Origin of the sequence: Bacillus sp. FSL M8-0077, from assembly GCF_038050255.1 — a bacterium.
Classification (GTDB): Bacteria; Bacillota; Bacilli; order Bacillales; family Bacillaceae; genus Bacillus; species Bacillus altitudinis.
Genome location: NZ_JBBPAF010000001.1, coordinates 64,948 through 87,391, shown reverse-complemented (window position 1 = coordinate 87,391; position 22,444 = coordinate 64,948). Strand labels below are relative to the sequence as shown.

18 protein-coding genes, 2 tRNA genes and 1 pseudogene are annotated in these 22,444 nt (G+C 42.2%); all 21 read right to left on the bottom strand.

Translation table 11 applies throughout. The features are described from left to right. Window positions 1-117: 117 nt before the first annotated feature. Window positions 118-1,041 carry a cysteine synthase A gene (gene cysK, locus NST57_RS00450; protein WP_142153582.1) on the bottom strand — a complete coding sequence of 308 codons (924 nt, stop codon included), beginning with the start codon at window positions 1,039-1,041 and terminating at the stop codon, window positions 118-120. A gap of 77 nt (window positions 1,042-1,118) precedes the next feature. Next, the gene (locus tag NST57_RS00445) at window positions 1,119-2,027 is read right to left on the bottom strand and encodes a peptidyl-prolyl cis-trans isomerase (RefSeq protein ID WP_142153580.1); all 909 of its coding nucleotides are present in this window, start codon (window positions 2,025-2,027) and stop codon (window positions 1,119-1,121) included. Window positions 2,028-2,073: 46 nt separating this feature from the next. After that, complete coding sequence (gene hslO, locus NST57_RS00440) at window positions 2,074-2,949, bottom strand: Hsp33 family molecular chaperone HslO (RefSeq protein ID WP_007496169.1); 876 nt, start codon at window positions 2,947-2,949, stop codon at window positions 2,074-2,076. 15 nt (window positions 2,950-2,964) lie between these two features. Beyond that, the gene (locus tag NST57_RS00435) at window positions 2,965-3,741 is read right to left on the bottom strand and encodes a type III pantothenate kinase (protein ID WP_142153576.1); all 777 of its coding nucleotides are present in this window, start codon (window positions 3,739-3,741) and stop codon (window positions 2,965-2,967) included. Window positions 3,742-3,900: 159 nt separating this feature from the next. After that, entirely contained in the window at window positions 3,901-5,805 is a 1,905-nt protein-coding gene (ftsH, locus tag NST57_RS00430) for an ATP-dependent zinc metalloprotease FtsH (RefSeq protein ID WP_142153574.1), read from the bottom strand. A 95-nt stretch (window positions 5,806-5,900) separates the two neighbouring features. After that, window positions 5,901-6,440 carry a hypoxanthine phosphoribosyltransferase gene (hpt, locus tag NST57_RS00425; protein WP_007496175.1) on the bottom strand — a complete coding sequence of 180 codons (540 nt, stop codon included), beginning with the start codon at window positions 6,438-6,440 and terminating at the stop codon, window positions 5,901-5,903. Next, a pseudogene (tilS, locus tag NST57_RS00420) lies at window positions 6,437-7,859 on the bottom strand (tRNA lysidine(34) synthetase TilS). The gene hpt and the pseudogene tilS overlap by 4 nt, the downstream one beginning before the upstream one ends. Window positions 7,860-7,955: 96 nt before the next feature. Beyond that, entirely contained in the window at window positions 7,956-8,966 is a 1,011-nt protein-coding gene (locus tag NST57_RS00415; RefSeq protein ID WP_341297825.1) for a protein kinase domain-containing protein, read from the bottom strand. Beyond that, window positions 8,950-9,684: a vWA domain-containing protein gene (locus tag NST57_RS00410; RefSeq protein ID WP_341297824.1), complete on the bottom strand. Its 735-nt coding sequence runs from the start codon at window positions 9,682-9,684 to the stop codon at window positions 8,950-8,952. The genes NST57_RS00415 and NST57_RS00410 overlap by 17 nt, the downstream gene beginning before the upstream one ends. Before the next feature lie 76 nt (window positions 9,685-9,760). Then, on the bottom strand, window positions 9,761-12,244 hold the full coding sequence (gene spoIIE / locus NST57_RS00405; RefSeq protein ID WP_341297823.1) for a stage II sporulation protein E: 2,484 nt from the start codon (window positions 12,242-12,244) through the stop codon (window positions 9,761-9,763). A 203-nt stretch (window positions 12,245-12,447) separates the two neighbouring features. Further along, window positions 12,448-12,519 (bottom strand) — tRNA-Glu (locus NST57_RS00400). A gap of 25 nt (window positions 12,520-12,544) precedes the next feature. After that, window positions 12,545-12,618: transfer RNA gene (locus NST57_RS00395), tRNA-Met, on the bottom strand. Between the two features lie 178 nt (window positions 12,619-12,796). Beyond that, window positions 12,797-13,195: a S1 domain-containing RNA-binding protein gene (locus tag NST57_RS00390; RefSeq protein WP_003217901.1), complete on the bottom strand. Its 399-nt coding sequence runs from the start codon at window positions 13,193-13,195 to the stop codon at window positions 12,797-12,799. 82 nt (window positions 13,196-13,277) lie between these two features. Then, window positions 13,278-13,652, bottom strand: a complete 375-nt coding sequence (locus tag NST57_RS00385) for an FtsB family cell division protein (RefSeq protein ID WP_007496186.1) — start codon at window positions 13,650-13,652, stop codon at window positions 13,278-13,280. An 18-nt stretch (window positions 13,653-13,670) separates the two neighbouring features. Continuing rightward, on the bottom strand, window positions 13,671-14,309 hold the full coding sequence (gene yabQ, locus NST57_RS00380) for a spore cortex biosynthesis protein YabQ (protein WP_007496188.1): 639 nt from the start codon (window positions 14,307-14,309) through the stop codon (window positions 13,671-13,673). Continuing rightward, window positions 14,306-14,614, bottom strand: coding sequence for a sporulation protein YabP (gene yabP, locus NST57_RS00375; RefSeq protein ID WP_007496190.1), 309 nt, complete (start codon window positions 14,612-14,614; stop codon window positions 14,306-14,308). Before yabP ends, yabQ begins: the two co-directional genes overlap by 4 nt. Before the next feature lie 74 nt (window positions 14,615-14,688). Further along, entirely contained in the window at window positions 14,689-14,949 is a 261-nt protein-coding gene (locus tag NST57_RS00370) for an RNA-binding S4 domain-containing protein (RefSeq protein WP_008341839.1), read from the bottom strand. Further along, a complete protein-coding gene (mazG, locus tag NST57_RS00365) occupies window positions 14,946-16,430 on the bottom strand; it encodes a nucleoside triphosphate pyrophosphohydrolase (protein WP_341297822.1) in 1,485 nt (494 codons plus the stop codon). Before mazG ends, NST57_RS00370 begins: the two co-directional genes overlap by 4 nt. After that, complete coding sequence (locus NST57_RS00360; protein ID WP_341297821.1) at window positions 16,420-18,024, bottom strand: putative polysaccharide biosynthesis protein; 1,605 nt, start codon at window positions 18,022-18,024, stop codon at window positions 16,420-16,422. Before NST57_RS00360 ends, mazG begins: the two co-directional genes overlap by 11 nt. 204 nt (window positions 18,025-18,228) lie before the next feature. Then, complete coding sequence (gene spoVT / locus NST57_RS00355) at window positions 18,229-18,765, bottom strand: stage V sporulation protein T (RefSeq protein ID WP_007496196.1); 537 nt, start codon at window positions 18,763-18,765, stop codon at window positions 18,229-18,231. Between the two features lie 139 nt (window positions 18,766-18,904). Next, complete coding sequence (gene mfd, locus NST57_RS00350; protein WP_341297820.1) at window positions 18,905-22,438, bottom strand: transcription-repair coupling factor; 3,534 nt, start codon at window positions 22,436-22,438, stop codon at window positions 18,905-18,907. Between the last annotated feature and the right edge of the window lie 6 nt (window positions 22,439-22,444).

The following is a 22,444-nucleotide window of genomic DNA, read 5'->3' as shown; positions in this document are numbered from 1 at the left end:
TCCTTTTTTATTTTCATTAATCTTATTGTAATGCAATCCATTTTAATTAGAAAATAGTATTTGCTTTCCATCTTCAGAATTCATGAAAAAACCCCAGCAAATGCTGGGGTGTATTGTTTAATCAAATTGATAAAGCGGCGTACTAAGGTAACGTTCACCGTTACTTGGAATAATCGCTAGAACCTTTTTCCCTTTACCAAGCTTCTTCGCTGTTTGAAGCGCTGCATAAATGGCTGCTCCTGAAGATATACCACCAAGGATTCCTTCTTCTTTCGCTGCCCTTCTTGCAAGCTCAAATGCATCTTCGTTTTTCACTTGGATAATGCCGTCATATACTTCTGTGTTCAAGATAGATGGAACAAATCCTGCTCCGATGCCTTGAATTTTATGCGGACCTGGTTTCCCGCCTGATAGTACAGGAGAATCTGTTGGCTCTACCGCATAAAGCTGAATAGATGGGATGGCTTCTTTCAGGACTTCACCAGCACCTGTAATCGTACCGCCCGTACCAACTCCTGCAATAAATGCATCAAGATCACCGTCAAACTGTTCAAGAATCTCTTTCCCCGTTGTGCGGCGGTGAATTTCAGCATTGGCTTCATTGCTGAACTGCTGAGGCATGAAGTATCCGTGCTCTTCTGCTAATTCTTCTGCTTTTTTGATGGCACCTTTCATTCCTTCTGTACCCGGTGTTAATACAAGCTCTGCACCGTAAGCGCGTAAAAGGTTGCGGCGCTCCTGACTCATTGTATCCGGCATAACTAAAATTGCATTGATTCCTTTTGCAGCCGCGACCATCGCAAGACCGATTCCTGTGTTTCCGCTTGTTGGCTCAATGAGTGTGTCGCCAGCTTTTAATGTACCCTTTGCTTCAGCATCTTCGATCATCGCTAACGCAATACGATCCTTTACACTGCTGCCTGGGTTCATATATTCAAGTTTCAAGTAGACATCCGCACTGTCTTCATCTACTAAACGGTTTAATTTAACGACTGGTGTATTTCCTATTAGTTCAAAAACTGAATTTGCAATACGAGCCATCACTAACACCTCTATCTCCGAGTAATTTTATTGTATTAATATTAAATTATCAATTTCGAAAAATTTTGTCAATGCTTTTAGTCCTGCTCTCCATCGTAAAACCATGTGACTTTTGCTTCTTTCCACAGGGTTTTGACATTCGCCTTTTCACCTAAGTCCTCCATGGCGATCTGCCTTTTGATCTGATCTTTGACTTCTTCATAAGAGAAGGAACGGCCATTTAATTTTTCTTTTAATTGTATGATGGCATAACCGTTTTTGACCTCGATCGGCTCTTTCGTCCATTCATCTGGCTGAAGCTTTTGGGCTTCTTGTATGTATAGGGCTGGGATGCTTTCTTGTTCTTCTGTGACAAATCCAAGATCTCCGCCGTAAGGAGAGGTATATCGGTCGATGGATCGTTCCGCTGCTACAGCTTCGAAACTAGATCCGCCCTTTAAATCTTTTAATACACTTTGTGCCTCGTCTTTTGTTTTCACAACAATGTGGCGAATTCGGTATGAGTCATCATATTGATACAAGTCTTTGTTTTTTTCATAAAAGGATTTGGCTTCTTTTTCAGAAACGACCGCATCTCTCGTTAGGAGCTGTTCTAATAAAATTTGATAACGTATCTGCTCTTTCCATTCCTTTTCACTTGTATGACCGTCTTCGTAGAAATTATTAGATACCGCTTTCAGCATCAGCAGTTCACGATTGATCTCTTTTGAAGACACCTCCAGCTTGTTTTTTTTCGCAAGCTGGTTGACTACCTTCTGATTGATCATTTGTTCAAGTGTTGCCTTTCCGTAGCGGTCCTCCATTTTCTTTAACCATTCTTGACGTGTGACTTTCTCTTTCCCAATGGACGCAATTTCTTCACCGCTCTTCCCATTTGAAGAAGCCTGCGACATTTGTGACTTTGTTAATACATATGCAATGACAACGGCATTAATCATGAGCAGAACGAGGATAAATGTCCATACCACTCTTGCTTTCAGTCTCATCTTTCGTCTCCTTTCCATTCTAAAAAGAAAACCCGCTGCTTAGAGCTTAGCGGGTTATTTCTTCACGTAGCTCTTCTAGCTCTTCTTTTGTAAATACATACGTTTCGTTACAAAAATGGCATTGAGCTTCTGCTTGTCCGTCTTGTTCAATCATATCCTCAATTTCGGCTTTCCCTAGGCTGATAATGCCATTGGCAAACCGTTCTTTTGAGCAGTTACAAGAAAATTCGACAGGAACAGTTTCTAAGATTTGAGGTTTTTCACCGAGCACTTCTTCTAAAATTTCTTCAGGAGTCATCCCTTTTTCAATCAGTTTAGAGATCGGTTCAATGGTTGATAATCTCTTTTCGAGTCTTTCGATGACTGCATCTTCTGTTCCAGGCAGCAATTGAATGATGAAACCGCCTGCTGCAAGGATCGAGTTATCTGGATTGACAAGAACACCCACACCTACAGAAGATGGCACTTGTTCAGAAGAGACGAGGTAATAAGTAAAGTCATCTCCAATTTCACCTGAGACAATTTCTGTTTGCCCTGTAAAATGGTCTTTCAGTCCGATATCTTTGACAACACTTAACGTTCCAGATGTTCCAACAGCACGTCTAACGTCCAGCTTCCCATGTTCATTTAAATCAAAGTGAACTTGTGGGTTTGAGACATATCCGCGCACCTGACCTTTTGCGTTTCCATCCGCAATGATGGCTCCGATCGGCCCACCGCCTTCAATTTTAACAGTTAATTTATTCTCGCCTTTCAGCATGGCTCCCATCATGACAGTCGCTGTCATGGTTCTGCCGATTGCAGCTGAAGCAGTTGGCCACGTATGGTGTCTTCTCTGCGCTTCGTTGATTGTATCTGTTGTGTTCGCAGCATACGCACGGACTTTCCCGTCATATGCTAACGCTTTAACTAAATAATCCATTTTGATTAAACCCTCCTATAATACACCGACACGATTGCGTTCATAAATTAATTGGAGTCCTTTTAATGTGAGGAACGGATCGACAATATCAATACAGTCTGATTCATTACCAATTAATGTAGACAAACCGCCTGTTGCAATGACTTTCGGTGTTTGTTTGGCTTGCTGCTTCATCCGTTTCACTATTCCCTCGACTTGGCCAACATATCCATACAGAATACCTGATTGCATCGCACTAATCGTGTTTTTCCCTACGATATGATCCGGACGAACGATTTCAATCCTTGGCAGCTTAGCCGCTCTTGTATATAAAGCCTCTGTTGAGATGGTAATACCCGGTGCAATTGCGCCACCCATGTACTGTTTTTGTTCATTGATATAGCAGTAGGTTGTGGCTGTTCCAAAGTCTACCACAATGAGAGGCGCCCCATACAGGTGAATGGCCGCCACTGCGTTCACAATTCGATCAGCGCCGACTTCCTTTGGATTGTCACACATAATGTTTAGTCCAGTCTTCATGCCAGGCCCAACGATTTGAGGACTAATGTGAAAATACTTTTCGCACATTCTTTCCAGAGCAAACATCATTGGCGGGACAACAGAGGAAATGATAATCCCTTCTATCTGGTCAAACATCAGCCCTACATAGTCAAATAAGGATCGGATTGCCATACCAAACTCATCTTCTGTTTTATGACGGCTTGTTTCAATCCGCCAATGGTAGTTCAAATCGCCATTATGATAAACACCTAAAACGGTATTTGTGTTTCCTACATCTATCACGAGTAACAACTTCATCACCACTTTGAATAGTGTCTCAAAAAGAGCATTTTTCGACTTTCTATCATACCATACACGAATTGAGTTCCATTTGTAAACAATTCGAAACCGATCCATTCATGAATCGAAATAAAAAAAGCTGCCGGTGAGCCCGACAGCTTTAGAGGGAGATTAGATCTCCTCATCTTCTTCTTTTTTCTTGATGTTCACTTTCACATCATCGTTTTTCTCTTCGTCATCTGCGTATACACGCTCTGGAAGCTTTCCAGTTTCGTAAAGAGATTTAATTTGTTCAGCGTCTAATGTTTCCACTTCTAGAAGAGCTTGTGCGATGATTTCTAGCTTATCTTTATTCTCAGTGAGAATTTGTTTCGCACGTTCATAGCTCTCTTTAATGAAACGCTGAACTTCTTGGTCAATTTCGTAAGCGATCGCTTCACTATAATTCGGCTCATTGTTGAAATCACGGCCAAGGAATACTTGACCTCCTTGTGCTTGACCGAATTGAAGCGGACCAAGTTTTTCAGACATACCGAACTCTGTGACCATTCTTCTTGCAATACCTGTTGCACGCTGGAAGTCGTTGTGAGCGCCTGTACTTACTTCACCAAACGTAATTTCCTCTGCAACACGACCGCCGAGCAAGCCGACGATTTTATCAAGAAGCTCTGGCTTCGTTTGGAAGTAACGATCTTCTCTTGGAAGCATGACCGCATATCCGCCTGCCTGACCACGAGGAACGATCGTTACTTTATGCACCATGTCTGCTTCGTCAAGGATAAGCCCAATGACGGTATGACCTGCTTCATGGTACGCCACGATATTGCGTTCTTTCTTCGAAATGACACGGCTTTTCTTAGCCGGTCCAGCAATGACACGGTCAGTTGCTTCGTCGATATCACGCATATCAATTTTCTTTTTGTTTTGACGGGCAGCAACAAGTGCTGCTTCGTTTAGTAAGTTCTCAAGATCTGCCCCAGAGAAACCTGGTGTTCTGCTTGCAATGGCTTTCAAGTTGACTGTATCATCAAGCGGTTTGTTTTTCGCATGAACCTTCAGTACTTCTTCACGGCCAATGACATCTGGGCGGTCAACCGTAATTTGACGGTCAAAACGTCCCGGACGCAGCAATGCAGGATCTAGAATATCTGCACGGTTCGTTGCAGCAATGATGATAATCCCTTCGTTGGCACTAAAACCATCCATTTCAACAAGAAGCTGGTTAAGCGTTTGTTCACGCTCATCATGACCACCGCCAAGACCTGCTCCACGCTGACGACCCACTGCATCAATCTCATCAATAAAGATTAAGCAAGGTGCATTCTTTTTCGCATTTTCAAACAAATCACGTACACGTGATGCACCGACACCGACGAACATCTCGACGAAGTCAGAACCACTGATGCTGAAGAAAGGAACGCCTGCTTCTCCTGCAGATGCTCTCGCAAGCAATGTTTTACCTGTACCTGGAGGTCCTACTAGTAAAACCCCTTTAGGGATTCTTGCGCCAAGCTCCGCAAATTTCCGTGGATCTTTTAAGAATTCAACCACTTCTACGAGCTCTTGTTTTTCTTCATCAGCACCGGCAACATCTTTAAATTTCACACGTTTCTTCTCTTCTGTGTAAAGCTTCGCCTTACTCTTACCAAAGTTCATGACACGGCTTCCACCGCCTTGAGCTTGGTTCAATAAGAAGAAGAACAGGATAAAGATGATGATGAATGGAATGATGGTTGTCAAAACTTGCAGCCATCCATTTGTTTCAGGTGCTGGTTCTACTTTTACATCTGTATTCTTCAGTGCACTGTAAATTTGGTCAACTCCTTGACCGTCTGGAACGTGGGTAATGAAGTATTCATCTTTCTTCGCGCCATCTAATTGACCACGAATTTCATAAACCCCTCTTACAGGCTGGATGGAGATACTCTCCACTTTTCCCGCACTTAAATTTTGCGAAAATTTGCTGTAAGACATGTTCTCAGGCTTTTGATTAGGGGATCCTAACCAACTGACAACCCCTATCACAAGTAATAAAATAAGTATATAAAAAATCGTATTACGAAAAACCCGATTCATTCCTTACCTCCTCCCACAGTAAGCACAACTATGTTCAATAGTATCATAGAAAATCATTCCAATACAACCAATAACCTCATGTAAACGTGTGCTCATTAGCCTTCGTAAACAGATGGTTTTAACACTCCAATATACGGGAGGTTTCGGTAACGTTCGGCAAAATCCAATCCATAGCCAACAACAAATGCATCTGGTACTTCAAACCCAACATAATCTGCTTTGATGTCTGCTTTGCGGCCGCTTGGTTTATCAAGCAATGTCACAATTTTAATGGAGTTTGCTTTACGGTATCGGAAAAGCTCTACCAGATAACTCAAAGTTAACCCACTGTCGATGATATCTTCCATAATTAGAATATCTCTTCCTTCAACAGAAGTATCTAGATCTTTGATGATCTTCACTTCTCCAGAAGATACGGTAGACTTTCCGTAGCTAGATACATCCATAAAATCAAGCTCTAAATATGTATCAATGTGTTTGATCAGGTCTGCCATGAATGGAAGAGCCCCTTTCAAAACACCAATAGCCAGGGGAAATTTACCATCATAATCGCTGGTTAATGTTGCACCCAGTTCCTTCACTTTTAGCTGGATCTCTTCTTCTGAGATCAAAATCTTTTCAATATCTTGTTTCATGCTTTTGCTTGCCCCCTACAAATTTTCGTGCTGTCTATATTGTAATACAATGAGATCGCTGTTTGTCATATCAATTTCTTCAAAAACGGATTTTTTCAGACCTGGGATCCAGATGATTTGATGATCCGAGTCAGTGACGATCGGCCAGCTGTCTCTTTCTGCAAGAGGCACTTTTTTATCAATAAATATATCTTTCACCTTTTTTGATCCATTCATCCCTTTAAGTTTGATTCGATCACCGTTTTTTCGTGAGCGAATGATCAAAGGAAGACGAACATGATCTTTTTGAAGCAAGAAAAAATGGTTTCCGTTCCGTGCATCCTTCGGAACATGATTTGATACCAAGATAGACTGTCCATTTGGGAGAAAAAGTTCCTCGCCAAGCTCACCTTTTAAATGATGAGTATATGACTGATCTATGACAAACGATCGTTCAAAGGTAAACATACAGTGATCATAAGATTTGACAGCTTGTAAACCTTTTGGCAAATCTAATGATCCAGACGGTTGATCAGTATGAGATAACCAGTCCAAAGTCCCTAGAATATGCTGGTTTGAAAACGCTGATTGAGTGTTTTCATAAAGATAGTTTAATATTAGTTGAATGCCTCTTCTTTGTAAAGGCAAAGGCAGGTCAAGCAAAGGCTTCGTTTTGATCTCAATTTGCTTAGGCGTTTGATTCGTAATGACTTGATGCATTTGATCCTTTGTTAATGCCTGCAAGTACTGCTCATCCTCAGTCAGCATGTCACTTACAAACTGAAAGCTTTCATGCACATGAGGTGCCTCTTCTTTTAACACGGGAAGAACGTGTCTTCTGATCCGGTTTCTCAAGTAGTCATCGGTGTGATTGCTTTGATCAATGACATAAGGAACTTGTTCTTTTTCGCAAGCAGTGAGTACATCATCCTTAGAATATCCAATCAGCGGACGAATCAGCCACCCTTCTTGAAAAGGGCGCTTTGCTTGCATACCTGCGAGTCCTATTCCAACAGTCCCTCTTGTCAGCCTCATCACCATTGTTTCTACTTGATCGTCTCCATGATGTGCAAGCGCTATAAATTGAGCGTTGTACTGTTCCATCAATTGACGAAAGAAAGCATATCTGCACTCTCTTGCAGCTGCCTGTTTGTTTAAGCGGTTTTCTTTTGCATATTGGGTGACCTGTATACGAGCCGATTCAAAAAGGATCTCATGCTCTTTACAGTACGCTTCAACAAATGCCAAATCAGCAAAGGATTCTTCTCCTCTGAACATGTGATCTACATGGGCTGCAATCAGCTGAAAGGAACCTTTTCGACGTTTGTTTAGTTCATGCAGCAAGAGCATAGAATCTGGTCCGCCAGAAACCCCGACAATGACTGTCGTATTTTCAAGGAAAACATCATGTTTTTTCAAAAAAGATTCAATTCTATTCACAACTTCCTCCTCACAAAGAGCAGGTAATTTAAAGATATACATATCCTATCACTTTCATTAGCTCCAAGCAAAGAAGAAGCCTGCTTTTTTACAGCTCTATAATAGGAATAAAACCACATAGGCACAGTAAAGAGCGAGCACACTGCATAAGATGAGAATGGTTTCAAAAAGCCCGCCTGATTTTTTGCGTACTGATGTTCTTTTCGCAGCAACAACTCTTGATCGTGAAGGTGCGGCCTGTTGATGTTGGGGAACAGCTGGCTTTTGCCTATTTTGCTGTGATGGCTTCTTTTGTCGTGATTTTCTTGAAGCAAGCAATTGTCCTTCTTTCAGCATCGCGCTTTTCATGTCTGCCGCTGATTGATATTTGCCTTGGAGAGCCGCTTTTAACACCCTCTCATATCGCTTTAATAAAGGATGTCCTTCAATCGCTCGATAAAGCTGCTTTTCTGGTTCTGCCCCTTTTTTAAATTCTTTTTTATAGGCACAGTTCACCATGACCATACTTAAAGCAAATAAATCATAAGAAGGTTCTGCTTTTCTTGTACCAAAGCCCCAGTAGCCACGGTCAAAAAACTCGGTGTATTCCTTAATCGCCCTTCCTGCCTTCGTTGTTCCTCCAACATCAATACATCGAATCGTAGCTGGGGGACCTGAAACGATGAGATTATCAGGCTTCAAGTCACCGAAGATCCAGCATTCCTTATGTAAGTGAGCAAGGTTAGACAACAGTTGAATCATGAGAACGACGATCCATTCATCGCCTTTTTGTTTCACAAATTCAAGCAGCAATGGTCCTCTGACATACTCCATGACATAAAACGACCGTTTCTCTGACATACCAGGATAAAGAGCATCATCCATATCATAAAAAGAAGGCCCCATGGTTTTCACAGGAGCCTTTGAAAAGGATTTTAATACATTGACTTCAGATGCAATGAGCATACTGTCATCACTCACTTTAAGGGCCACTTGCCCCTTTGGCGATTCGGCCAGATAGACCACACCGTTCGCCCCTTTTCCCAGCTCTTTTACAATGCGGTAATGTTGGTGATGCCATTTTCCTTTTATCATTGTACCTAATGGGATGTTAGAAGCCGAATTCATCATGTTCTTCCTTCGCTTCAAGCAGCCCTTTTCGTGAACGAACTGATTTGAAATGCTGGAGTGCTTCTCGAATTGCTGGTCCAGTTGGTGTAATTCCTCCTGTTGTTAACTTCGGGAAAATTGATGATAACGAATCAAACCGAGGCGTCCAGTTCAACACAATTTCTGCATCTGAGTTTTTCCCGGGAAATACACACATCCCAAACTGATTTTCACCAATTCTCGAATTTAGACTAATAGAGAGATCGATAAGTGCTTCTTTGACGGTTGGCAGCTTCGGTTTCATACTTGCACTTGTATCCACAAGCACAAGCACTTGAAGGTGAACCGTCTCACCTAGCTCGTCCACAACCTCCATCACTTCTCCACGCTTATCTGGGGAAAGTTCTTCAATTTCAGTATCTTTGCCAAGAATTTGCTGCAATTCTTTATTCACAACACCTTGTAACGTTTGCGTCATCGCCTTTTTTGTCACCATTTGTACGGTTTGAGACAATTGCTGAACATAGACAACCTGATGAATGCCTCCGCCTGCTAGAGCAATCCCCTCTACTTCTTTCATCGCTTCATGATCGTGTCTGTTCTCTTCCATAATGCCAATGACATTGACTGTGATTCCTTGCTCCTTTGCCAATGCGGCAATCGCAAGTGGGTCTTCCCCATGATTTGAGCAGCCATCTGTAATCAGTAAGATTTGGTTTACGTGACCTTTTCGCATCTTCATTCCTCCTGGGATTGTAACTGAATGCTTATATCCTCATCATCGCCAGAAGAAATTCATATTATACGATATTTCAAGAAATCTCTTGTTTCTGAAGATAAAATGTACCTGTCGGAATGGATGCCCATTTTGGTGTATTGTGGTCGAGCCTAATGACAACAACCGTCATATCGTCATCAATTTGACCTGCTCTTGTGCGAATGACCTCCTCCATTAATAAATCAGCAATCTCTTGCGGATCTTCTGTTTTAAAGCTCTTCATTTTTCGTTTGACCCACAAATCATGATTTTCGATATGTTTTGGACCTTCAAAGATACCGTCGCTCATCATGATAAGGAGGTCTCCTGCCTTCATCTGTTCACTCACCACTTCTACTTCAAATTCATCAATAATGCCAATAGGCAAATTGCTGGCCTGTACTTTCATCACTTGATCACCACGTTTAATAAAACTTGGGGTGGAGCCAATCTTGAGGAACTTACAACTCGCATCCTGTAAATCAATAATGGATAAGTCTAATGTGGAGTAGACTTCATCTGTTGTCCGTAAAGATAAAATGCTATTAATCGTTTTAATCGCTACTTTTTCATCAATACCAGATGCCAAGATTTTTTCTAACAGCTTGATCGTTTCATTGCTTTCAAAATGGGCTCTTGCTCCATTTCCCATTCCATCACTAATAGCTGCGGCATATTTACCTGCACCCAGTTCCATCATGCTGTAGCTGTCTCCAGATACTAATCCTCCACCTTTCGCTGCATGTGCTACACCTGTAGACACTCGATACGATTTTGCAGAACCGAATACAACATGACAATAACCTGTTGGATGCTCCGCACACTGCTCTGCTTTGACTAAAACCTGTTCTTCTAAAATATCTGAGAGCATTGGAGCGATGATTTTTTCGCATTCCCCATGACCTTGGCAATAGGGAATTCTCATCTCTATATCAACATTTCCCTGTTCTAAGCTATAAATTTCAACTTGCTGAATTTCAATTCCAAAGTTCTGAAGTGCTTCTATCATCTGCTCTTCCTGAATAAAATGCTGCTCTCTTTCTCGTTTTATTTCCCGGGAAAAATCCTCCATGACTTGTGAGACACCCATAAGTTGTTCGGCCACAAGGCGCCTGCTGTCTTGGACCTTTTTCTTTAAGGTCTGATTTGCTTTATAGTAAGCTATCTCCTCTTCAATCAATTCTTCTACATGCTTTGATTTTGAGCAGTGCTGACTGAATTTCTTTTTCAACTTCCGGTTATGCTCGTACGTTTTTTCATCAGATTCATGCATAACTTGTTTCATGAGTTCATAGGTTGTATCAAAGTTCTGCACCCAGCATTTATTTTTCTTATAGCACGTTTGACAGGAACGTTCTGTGATCGTACTTAAAAAAAGATCTACATCCTCTTCCTGCTTCTTCTCCTCAGGAATGGATTCGTAAAATGTCGCAAAACTCTCAGACAGCGCATGAAATACATTAGAGAATTGATCTACCTTTTTTGCTGTCACGTCTCGTACTTTTCTGGCATATTGCTGCTGTTCCTGTACATGCTCTACCGTACCAGGAATATATTTTGCCACCTTGGACGTTACTGACTGTGGCGTGAGCAAAAACAGTGCAACTGCGATGAGTGATTCATATAGCGTTGTCATTAGCCCTGCTGACCCTTCACCGTAGAGGGAGATTAGTAAAGAACCCACAATCAAGCCGATGGCTGCTCCTGCTTTTTTCCCCTCTTTTAGTAATCCGCCTAATAAGCCCGAAAAGGCAAGCAGACTCATCTGATAAAGGTTGCCGATGTTGGCGAGACCAAGAATTAATCCAGTTACAACACCCACTGTACAACCAATACTCGCTCCTCCAATAAAGGCAAAGCTCAGCACTACATATCGTGACAAAATATGCTCTGCCTGCATTCCTTGAAATGTGATCCCAGCCAGACCTGTTAAAACTGAAGCGATTAATATCATAAAGCAAATAATTTCTTCAACCTTTAAGGAGTGTTTGATTTTCCTGACTGTAAAAATCGGCAAACTTTGAAGAAAAATCAGTGTCAAAATGAAGGCAAGTCCAGCTTCAACCCCTGCCATCACATAGTCATAGCTTTGAACCACACCCTGCTCGCGGTATACAAAAGCTCCCCTGGTTATCAGCATTGAGAGCACAATCACAACTGGTAATGTTTTCACTGGGTCTTTGATGATAAATGAAACGACCTTTGACATGAGGAGGAACACGATCAATGACGCAAATACGAATAATGCATTTTGAGGTGATATCGTCATCGCTCCAGCGAGTAAAGCAAGACAAGCAAGCATCGCCTTATCCCTTTTAATGAGCAGCATAGACCCAAAGAATGGCAATGCAAACGGCATAATTTCAGATAAGATAAAGGCTCGTCCCAATAAAAAGCCTAAAACAACATAAATAAACCCTTTATAGAAAAAAAGAGAATGCGTATGATGAAGAAACAGGTTTTTCATCTTTTTTAACCCTGCACTGATTCTTTCAAACCCGGCTCCCGTTAAATCAGTTCTTCTTTCTAGTTTTTCCATCTTTTCATCCCCCACCTGATATTCGTTGCTTGTCATTATAGCGAAGGTGAAAAAGAAATTTTGTCAAAAGAAGTTGTCGTTTCCATAAAACGTTCGACGCTTTATTTGCCAAAAAGGCATACTTTCTTGAAAGTCGATATCTTTCATCAGAGTTTTACGAAAGCACAAAAAAACAGCTTTCCTATAGAAAGCTGTTTTGAAGATGACCCGTACGGGATTCGAACCCGTGTTACCGCCGTGAAAGGGCGGTGTCTTAACCGCTTGACCAACGGGCCTTGCTTATTGTTCTTTTTAAAAGGATAGCGGCGGAGGGGATCGAACCCCCGACCTCACGGGTATGAACCGTACGCTCTAGCCAGCTGAGCTACACCGCCATAATATAAAATGCGCTAAGAAGCACAAGAACTATAATACAAAGGATTCGCTTGTCCGTCAATAGAAAGTTTTAAATTAAATGGCAAATGCACAAAAAACGTTGAATTTGTATTAAAAAAAGCACCCGCTAAACAGCAGATGCTTTGTTGTGAAAAATGTATAGAAAGCAGCAACAAGTTAACCTCTTCTTGCTCCGCGCCCCCCACGTTTTGATTCCGTGTTACGTTTTAAAGATGTTAAGCGATCTTCGCTATCTTTTAAGAATTTGTTCATTTTTTGCTCAAACGATTCCTTCGGACGGAAATCATTTCTGCTCGGTCTTGATTGTTGTTGTTGAGGACGATCTTTTGCTTTTTTAATGGACAAGCCGATTTTACCGTCTTTTTCAACGTTAATCACTTTCACTTCAACTTGTTCACCGACTTTTAAATGCTCATTAATATCTTTTACATAGTTATCGGCTACCTCACTGATATGAACGAGACCAGTTGAACCGCCTGGCAACTCCACAAAAGCTCCAAAATTTGTAATGCCCGTAACTTTCCCTTGTAACTTGCTGCCAACTTCAATCGACATAAAAAAAGTGCTCCTCCTTAGACTTATAAAAAAATCTCATTTGTTCAATTATACATAAACTGAATTTTAAGTGTCAACAAGGCTAATCGCTCTTATTGCCCACATCAAAGATTTTTTCGCCTTTTTTAGACATATAATAGTCCCGTCGTGCCAGTTCGAGTACGTATTCTTTGCTTTTCAGCTTTTTGATTTCATCAGAAATATCTTCCTGCTTTGTTTGTAATTGCTTCAATTCTTTTTCAAGCGCAACCTTCTTCTCTTCTTTTTCTTTCAATGCAGACGATTGCGACCATAGGGCACTTGTTACCAAAACAGCAAACATGAGCACAATGACTCCAAACACGGTAAGCCTTCTAAGGAGTCCCCGGCGTTTGCGTTTTAGGCGCTGCGCTTGCTGTTCCATTTGTTTTTGATAATCATTTTGAATTTGTGCGATATTTCTTTTTCTCTCGTTCAAGGATGAAGGCCTCCTCTCTTACTTTGTCCAGAATTGTTTCCATTTCGTTTTCATGGTACGAGATAATTTCTTGATCCCTTGTAAAATTCCTGCTCCTTTTGAGAAAAACAACCTCATTGATGTTCGCCATTTTTCGGGAATTCGATGAATAATGGTCACATTGAGTAACCAAATAAGCGGATAACAAACAATATACAGCACCTTCCACACGAGTCGAAACGCAAAACGAACAAGGCGTAAGAGCGAGTGGAACAAGAACAGAAGAGCACTTATGATCAAACCGACGATCCAGCGAATGGGCTGGAAAACCATCGACATGATCAGCCTTTTCAGGAAGAGAACAGTCTGATAAATACACCTCATCACAAACTTGAGGATGTTCATATACAGCTGTTTCATCAATGCCTGATACATCGAGAAACCTAAAGCAACAGCTAGAAAAATATAAAGCCTGAATTCTCCCTCATTGGTCAGTAGCAGGACATAAAAGAATAAGAGACCCTGCACTACCCAAAAAAGGAGGTCGTGAATGACCAGCAGCCATTTTGCTGTTTTTTCCCGGTTCACAAACAGCTTGTACGTATCCAGCGATGCGCCCAGCCAGATGCCCATCGCCGCCATCGAAAGCATCGTATAAAACTGGACCGTCAGTGTCATTTAAACAGCTTGCTAAAAAATCCTTTAGCTTTCTCCCCGTGCTGCTCATCTACATAGATTAAGTCAAAGACACGCCCTTTAATGGACACAACGCCCTTTTCTACATCTAAATTTTTCATTTGCAGATTTTCTCCGCGAATGGCGAGGACTCCCATGACAGTCTCAAGCAGAAATTCTTCATTATCAAAGCTCTCGACTTGTTTGACCCCGGTAATATCTAAATGCTTTCTGTTGCGCATTGTGACATGATGCTCGGCTTCTGATGACAACTTCGTGCCTTGAGGTTGATTATAATATTGATTCATTTATACATCCCCCATATCTCATACTTGCATTGTTACTGCATTGTATGTGACAGGCGGGACATTTAGAACAAGCCCTATTCTGCTGTTTTTTCTTCTTTTAGCACGGTATACATGCCAGCAGCTTCTTCTTTTTTCGTTGTGTCTTTTAACTCGTTGACTTGAACAGTCACAAGCTTTTGACCAAAGCGAATTTGAAGCTCGTCCCCTTCTTTCACGTCAGAGCTGGCTTTCGCCTGCGTGCCATTAATAGAAATTCTCCCTTGATCAGCTACTTCTTTTGCCAATGTTCTTCTTTTGATTAAACGAGACACTTTTAAGAATTTATCTAGTCTCATGTATGTTCACCTCTTTCTATGCGTTTGGCATCGTTCCACAGATCGTCCATTTCTTCTAGGGTCAAGTCCTCTAGTGAACGCCCTATGTCCTTTGCTTTTTGTTCAATATGCTGAAAGCGCCGCATGAATTTTGTGTTTGCAGAAGAGAGGGCGGTTTCAGGCTCTAGATGATAAAATCTGCCAATGTTGACGAGAACAAACAAAAGATCCCCAAATTCATCCTTCATCTGCTTTGTTGCACCTTCATCCGTCTTATCTGCCACTTCCACAAGGAATTCCTGCTTTTCTTCTTCGTATTTGTTCCAAATATCCTCTACTTCTGTCCAGTCGAAGCCCACTTTTGCTGCTTTCTTTTGGAGCTTATAGGCTTTTGTTAAAGCTGGAAGAGTCGTTGGAATGGATTGCAAAATAGAAGCTGCACGATCCGGTTTTTCCTGCTGCTTGATTTTTTCCCAGTTGGCGACTACATCTGATGCTTCAGACACATCCGTATCACCAAACACATGCGGATGTCGTCGAATCATTTTTTCTGTGACATGCTGGATGACGTCATCCATTGAGAAATAACCATCATCTTCACCAATTTGGGCGTGGAGTAAAACTTGCAGCAGTACATCTCCGAGTTCTTCAACCATATGATCTGGATCGTCTTCATCTATGGCTTCCAGCAGCTCATAACATTCTTCAATTAAATATGGTTTGAGCGACTCATTCGTTTGTTTTTGATCCCAAGGACAGCCGCCAGGACCTCTTAATGTACGAATGACATCGCGGAAAGTGTCAAATTGCTGATAGAGCAGCTTTTCATCTTGAATGGGAGGTACATAAACACTCGTTAAGTTATTTATCGACACATCTCGATCAAGTTCAAATAAAGGAACACCTGTAATCTGCTCCTGACTGCTTCCAGCTGCCGTTACGATAAAGACTTCATAATCGTCAGGTAGCTTTTCCATGAGGGTCAGCTTCACATTCGAGGCTGTCATCTGATCATATACCTGACAGATCAGCACATGCTGGGTCAACTTCAGATCATCCGCTCTCATATCCCCTGCGTCAACGAATTGCAGCCCTTCGATTGGGTCAATCTGTAAGGAATTAAACGTCGCATCCAAAAAGCTTTGTCCACCAGCCACGTACACCTCAACCCCGCGCTTCTTCTGTTGTGAAACAAGAAGCTGCACTGTCTTTTCCGCCACAAACGGGTGACCTGGTACTGCATACACAATATCTTTCTCCTCAGCCTCTCGGAAGAGAATGTCTGTGATTTCCTCATACACTGCATCAAACTGATCATGCTTTTCATAAATCTCATCAAAAAAGGTCAGAGACGGGACCTCCTGCATCAATTCTGCAGTGAGTGGATGATCCTGCGTTCTCAAGTATACTTCTTCCGCCTGCTTCAGCTGCTTATATACACCGAGCGTCAGCTGATCCATGTCGCCTGCCCCAAGACCAACGACTGTAATCTTACCTGCCATTTCGATTCCCTCTCATCTGTTTAAAATATAAAATCTTTTCTCCTAATGGAATGAGTCTCCATTCCTCTTCCGTAAATACGTCTAGCTTAAGAATACTATATAAAAAGGCGAAACCACCAATAAAAACTGAAGTCAGGCTCTCTAAAACAGAAAACGGACGTTTCTCAAAGGGAATGACCCAAGAAAACAATGCCTGATATCCAATTAAAACGACAGCCATGAATGCTGCTGATAAAAGAATTTTCACTGGGAATAGCTCTCTTATTGAAATCCACCCTTTATGCTTCAAATACACCGCATTGAGCGCAGCGGCGGCGAGAAACCCACAAACAGTCGACCATGCGGCTCCATAAATGCCGAATAACGGGACAAGAGCCAGCGTCAGCCCCCATTTCACCAGTACACTGATCAGGACCACAACAGCCGGGTACACAGTATGTCCCAGACCCTGAAGTAAAGCGGTTTGCGTAATCGCCATTGATGTAAAGGCAATGGATATGCAAAATATTTGCAGCGCATCTGTCCCTAAGTCATTACGAAAAAGCATGATGTTCACAGACGATAAAATACATATAAGACCGACAGCTGAACCAATCCCTAGCACCGATGTTGCCTTAAACGATGTACGTACTTTTTCACGAATTGCTTCATGCTGCCCTTTTCTTAAGGCCGACGACAAAAACGGAACAAGAGACGTCCCAATACTAATTGCAAACACCGTCCCGAGCTGCAGGAACGGCTGACCTCGGTCATATACGCCTTTTGCCGCCTTTGCAGCTGCTTCACTCAGTCCCTCACTGCGCAGTAGCGCATACAGGTGAAAAGCATCGATCATTTGCATCCATAGGATCAGCAATCCACTCACACAAATCGTCAATGTATACAGCACCAAACTCTTCAGCACATCTTTTTTCCGCAGTGTAGCCTGTTTTAATGTCTTGCTCACTGACGACCGCTTCCGATAGGTCAGCCAAAGGAAAAGAAGCAAAAGGAGTGAAGCCGCACTTCCAGCTATAGAAGAGAACACCGCACCCGCTCCTGTTTCATAAAGCGAATAGCCATGTCTCACAAAATAGAAAGATAAAACAAGCAGGACGCCTACTCTGATGAGTTGCTCAGCCAATTGAGAGACCGCGGTGGGGAGCATCAGCCCATCACTCTGAAAAACACCCCTCAGCATCACGGTAAGCGGCAGAAATAAAAACACAAACGAACTCATCTGGATGAGCAACATTAATTGACTGTCCGCCATGAGATTCGCAATTGTGCCTGCTCCTATGTATAGACAAAGAAATAAGGCCAAGCTCAGCAAAGTGATATACACCAAGGATACCTTTGTAATGATTCGGCGATTCTCCTCACCATGCTCGCTCAGGAGCTTGGACACCATCACAGGAAAACCAGTGGTGCCGAGCATGATCGCAATGCCAAGAAAGGGATAGACCTGCTGATAAATATAAAAACCTGTGTCTCCTACGATATTTTGAAAAGGGACACGATATACGGCACTCAGTACCTTTGATAACAAGCCTGCGATGGTTAAAATCACCGCACCTTGGAAAAGCCAATGCGGCTGATTCACAGCATTCTTCATGGATGACTCCTTTATGTTCAATCAAAAAATATACCTGCATTTAAACGCACTCATTATATCATACGTGACTGGCAAGCTGTTTCTTTCTAAGGAGTAGACGATACATTCATTGTTTTGTTTCATCCCATATAAAAAACGCCGACAAAATCAGATGATTTCATCGGCATTCTTTCGTTTTATCAAAATGATATAGAATTATTAGACCTAATGTTCCATTTGACGGGCTAAGAAGCCAGCAGCCGTTTCTGCCGCTTTATGCTCCACTTCTCCCATTGAACGCTCTTTAGAAAATAAAACGACGGCGCCAATTGGATCTCCGTTTGCAACAATAGGTGCAATGGTATAAGCTGATACATCATCATCAATACCATCCACAAGCTGAATTTCTTTCTTGCTGTCCTCTAATACAGAATTACGCTGATCCATTGTTCGTTCAAGTAAATCACTAATGGATTTGTTTAAGTACTCTTTTTTTGAACTGCCGGATACAGCAATATACGTATCACGATCACAGATGAGGATAGAATGACCCAAACTGTCGAATAAAGCATCAGCATATTCCTTCGCAAAGTCTCCTAGCTCACTAATCGGTGAATACTTCTTCAAAATGACTTCTCCATCGCGGTCGACAAAAATCTCAAGTGGATCTCCTTCCCGGATGCGCAATGTTCTGCGAATCTCCTTCGGTATAACCACTCTACCTAGATCATCGATGCGGCGTACAATTCCAGTTGCTTTCATTCACTGCTGCCTCTCTTTCGTTTGATGATGTGTTGGGTGAATGGAACAAAAGCGTCCACTTTATGCAACATTCACCACTTGACCCTGAGTTTAGTATCTGTCACATCAAACGTAATATACACGAGAGACCAACAAAATTTTATGAAGATGGAATGGTTTCTTTTTTCACATCTTGAAGACCTCGAAGCATACGAAGAACGACTTCAAGCCACTCCTCTGTTTTCTTGCCTTTCGTTTGAACAGAAATAATCAGCTTGCTGCCTTCCATTCCAAGACCGATATCGCGTCCATATTGACTGCCAAGCTCAAATAATTTTTGACCATCGATGTCGCTGCTTGCTTTTTCATCGAGAGTGAGTCTGACAATGCCTTTCTCCATCTTGATCAACTCGACACGTTCCTGCACGGCGTACACCTTCATCGTCGCAATCGTGAACAAATCAGCCACTTCTTGCGGATATTCTCCGAATCGGTCAATCATTTCATCTTGAAGCTCTTTCCGCTCTTCTATAGATCCAATCGCTCTAAACTGTTTATACATCTCGATTTTTTGCTTGCCGTCAGAAATATAGCTATCTGGAATGTAGGCATCAATTTGGAGATCAATTTCCGGCTCAAATTTTTCTTGAGCAGTCGTATCGCCTCTTCTTTCTTCAATGGCTTCTTTCAGCATTTGAGAGTAAAGGTCGAAGCCAACAGAATCAATAAATCCATGCTGCTGTGCACCAAGTAAATTCCCTGCTCCTCGAATCGTTAAGTCACGCATCGCAATTTTAAAGCCTGACCCAAGCTCAGTGAATTCTTTAATGGCTTGAAGTCTTTTCTCAGCTACTTCAGAAAGCACTTTATCTTTTCGATAAGTGAAATAAGCATAGGCCACACGATTCGAGCGCCCAACTCGTCCTCTTAACTGGTACAGCTGCGAAAGCCCCATTTTATCAGCATCATGAACAATGAGCGTGTTCACATTTGGAATGTCTACGCCCGTTTCGATAATAGTTGTACTAACGAGTACATCCGATTCACCTTCTAGGAAATTAATCATCACGGATTCCAGCTCATTCTCACTCATTTTCCCGTGCGCATAGCTTACTTTTGCGTCTGGAACAAGCATCGAGATTTCATCTGCTTTTCGTTCAATATCCTCCACTCGGTTATAAAGGAAGTACACTTGACCGCCTCTTGCCAGTTCTCGCTCAATGGCTTCTCTGACTAACGCACCATTGTACTCGACAACATAGGTTTGAACTGGGAAACGGTTCTCAGGTGGCGTTTCAATAACAGATAAGTCACGTACGCCAAGCATCGACATATGAAGCGTACGAGGAATTGGCGTTGCCGTTAACGTCAGCACATCAATATTGGCTTTCATTTGTTTAATTTTCTCTTTATGCGTCACACCGAAGCGCTGCTCTTCATCGATGATTAACAGTCCTAAATCCTTGTACACAATGTCTTTTGAAAGAAGACGATGCGTCCCAATGACCATATCAATCGTTCCATTTTTCAGCCCTTTTAATGTTTCTGTTGTTTCTTTTCGTGTACGGAAGCGGCTAAGCTGAGCGATTTTAACAGGATAGTCTTGGAATCTGTCCATAATCGTGTCAAAATGCTGCTGCGCTAAGATCGTTGTTGGTACAAGCAGTGCCACCTGCTTCCCGTCAGCAATGGCTTTGAAGGCCGCTCGAATCGCCACCTCTGTTTTTCCATAGCCCACATCTCCGCAAAGCAGACGATCCATCGGGCGCTCCCGTTCCATGTCTTGTTTGATTTCATGAATCGAGCGAATTTGATCGTCTGTTTCTTGGTAAGGGAATGCAGATTCAAACTGGCGCTGCATCTCATGGTCAGGCGAGAAGGCATACCCTTTGCTTGCTTCACGTTCTGCGTACAGCTTAATCAGATCATCTGCAATGTCCTGCACAGATGATTCTACTTTTTTCTTCACACGTTTCCAGTCGCTGCCACCTAGTTTGTACAGCTTTGGTTCTTTTCCTTCTGACCCTACATACTTCTGCACCTGATCAATTTGTTCAACGGGTACATAAAGCTTGTCGCTTCCTTGATAATGAATATTTAAATAATCTTTATGAATGCCGCCAATTTCAAGCGTTTCAATTCCTAAATACTTACCGATCCCGTGGTTAATGTGCACCACATAATCGCCCACTTGCAGTTCTGAATAGCTTTTGATTCGCTCTGCGTTCGTTAGCTTTTGCTTCCGTGCCTGCTTCTTCACACGTTTCTTGAAAAGTTCACCCTCTGTAATGACAGCAATCTTGGATAAAGGTAGTTCAAAACCGGTTTGAAGCTCACCTTGTAAAATATATACTTGCCCGCTGACAAGCTCAGCATCAGGTTTAGCAAGAGCTGCTTCAATGTCATAATCATGCAAGACAGATGACAGCTTCTCTGTCCGCTCTTCATCCGCACCTAAAAAGACAACCGTATAATTCTGCTTTTTGTAGCGTTCAATTTCACTTGCAAGCACATTCATCTGCCCATGGAAATTCTGCATTTGCTTACTAGATACATTGACGATATTTTGCGGATTGGTCTGCTGAACATGTCTCAAAAATAAGGAATAGTACAGAATCGACCTCGATTGCTGATTGAACAGCTCTTGAAATGGGAAGGAAAGGGCTAAATCATGCAGGATATTCCCTTCTTCCAGCAGACTAATTGTCCAATCTGCTTCTTCCTGTTCAAGCTGTTCTTCCATCTCCTGAATTCTGCTGATTTCATCTAGAATGATAATCGTATCCTGCGATGTATAATCTAGCAAACTAGCAGGTTTTTCATAGAAATAGGACAGATACTTCGTCATTTCTTGTGTCACAATACCTTCTAGCAGCTTCTCACGATCAGCAGAAATATTCTGATGGAGCAGCTCTTTTTGTTTATCCGAGTTGAATTTCTTTAAGCTGCTGGCAAGACCTTCGTCAAGCTGTTCAATCGCTCTCACTCGTTCAGGCCCTCTTACAATCAGCTCTTTCGCCGGGCCAATCTTGATTTCTTGAAGTGTTTCCAATGAACGCTGCGTGTCAGAGTGGAAGGACCGAATAGAATCCACTTCTGTATCAAACAGCTCAATACGGATCGGGTGGTCTTCCGTTAACGCATAAATGTCGATGATTCCACCGCGTACACTAAAGTCTCCGGGCGCAGCGACCATGGACGTCCGGTCATAACCGATTTGCACGAGTTGTTTTGAAAACGCCTCCAAATCAATTTCTTCACCAACCTTTAAATGGATCTGACTGTCCTTCCAGAGCTCAACAGGCGGAAGCATTCTACGCACTGCAGCTGCTGGAGTCACGACAATCGGATTTTCTCCATTCGCGAGACGATTCAATACATCAAGACGCTGCGCTCTAAGCTCAGGGCTTGCCACAGCAATTTCAGATGCAATGAGTTCATTGACAGGATAAAGAAGGACCGAGCGATCTGGCATCACACTGGCTAGATCATCTGTCACCTTCTGCGCTTGATATAAGTTGTGTGTCACAATAAACATCGGCCGCTTTAATTCGTCTGATATGGCGGCTGTAAATAAAGATCTGACGGAGCCTGATAGTCCGGCGAGCAGCTGTTCTTTTAACCTTTCTTTTAGTCCGTTAAAAATGGACTGAAAATCATCACTTTGTTTGATAAATGATTGTATGTTTTTCATTTGGCT

What these genes read in the sequence shown, in the direction of transcription:
- yabP (WP_007496190.1), bottom strand. Translation starts at nt 14,614, where the DNA reads ATGAATCAATATTATAATCAACCTCAAGGCACGAAGTTGTCATCAGAA.
- NST57_RS00415 (WP_341297825.1), bottom strand. Translation starts at nt 8,966, where the DNA reads ATGAATTCGGCTTCTAACATCCCATTAGGTACAATGATAAAAGGAAAA.
- spoVT (WP_007496196.1), bottom strand. Translation starts at nt 18,765, where the DNA reads ATGAAAGCAACTGGAATTGTACGCCGCATCGATGATCTAGGTAGAGTG.
- mfd (WP_341297820.1), bottom strand. Translation starts at nt 22,438, where the DNA reads ATGAAAAACATACAATCATTTATCAAACAAAGTGATGATTTTCAGTCC.
- NST57_RS00390 (WP_003217901.1), bottom strand. Translation starts at nt 13,195, where the DNA reads ATGTCGATTGAAGTTGGCAGCAAGTTACAAGGGAAAGTTACGGGCATT.
- hslO (WP_007496169.1), bottom strand. Translation starts at nt 2,949, where the DNA reads ATGGATTATTTAGTTAAAGCGTTAGCATATGACGGGAAAGTCCGTGCG.
- NST57_RS00370 (WP_008341839.1), bottom strand. Translation starts at nt 14,949, where the DNA reads ATGAGACTAGATAAATTCTTAAAAGTGTCTCGTTTAATCAAAAGAAGA.
- NST57_RS00410 (WP_341297824.1), bottom strand. Translation starts at nt 9,684, where the DNA reads ATGCGAAAAGGTCACGTAAACCAAATCTTACTGATTACAGATGGCTGC.
- yabQ (WP_007496188.1), bottom strand. Translation starts at nt 14,309, where the DNA reads ATGACACTGACGGTCCAGTTTTATACGATGCTTTCGATGGCGGCGATG.
- mazG (WP_341297822.1), bottom strand. Translation starts at nt 16,430, where the DNA reads ATGGCAGGTAAGATTACAGTCGTTGGTCTTGGGGCAGGCGACATGGAT.
- hpt (WP_007496175.1), bottom strand. Translation starts at nt 6,440, where the DNA reads ATGAAACAAGATATTGAAAAGATTTTGATCTCAGAAGAAGAGATCCAG.
- NST57_RS00445 (WP_142153580.1), bottom strand. Translation starts at nt 2,027, where the DNA reads ATGAGACTGAAAGCAAGAGTGGTATGGACATTTATCCTCGTTCTGCTC.
- cysK (WP_142153582.1), bottom strand. Translation starts at nt 1,041, where the DNA reads ATGGCTCGTATTGCAAATTCAGTTTTTGAACTAATAGGAAATACACCA.
- spoIIE (WP_341297823.1), bottom strand. Translation starts at nt 12,244, where the DNA reads ATGGAAAAACTAGAAAGAAGAACTGATTTAACGGGAGCCGGGTTTGAA.
- NST57_RS00360 (WP_341297821.1), bottom strand. Translation starts at nt 18,024, where the DNA reads ATGAAGAATGCTGTGAATCAGCCGCATTGGCTTTTCCAAGGTGCGGTG.
- ftsH (WP_142153574.1), bottom strand. Translation starts at nt 5,805, where the DNA reads ATGAATCGGGTTTTTCGTAATACGATTTTTTATATACTTATTTTATTA.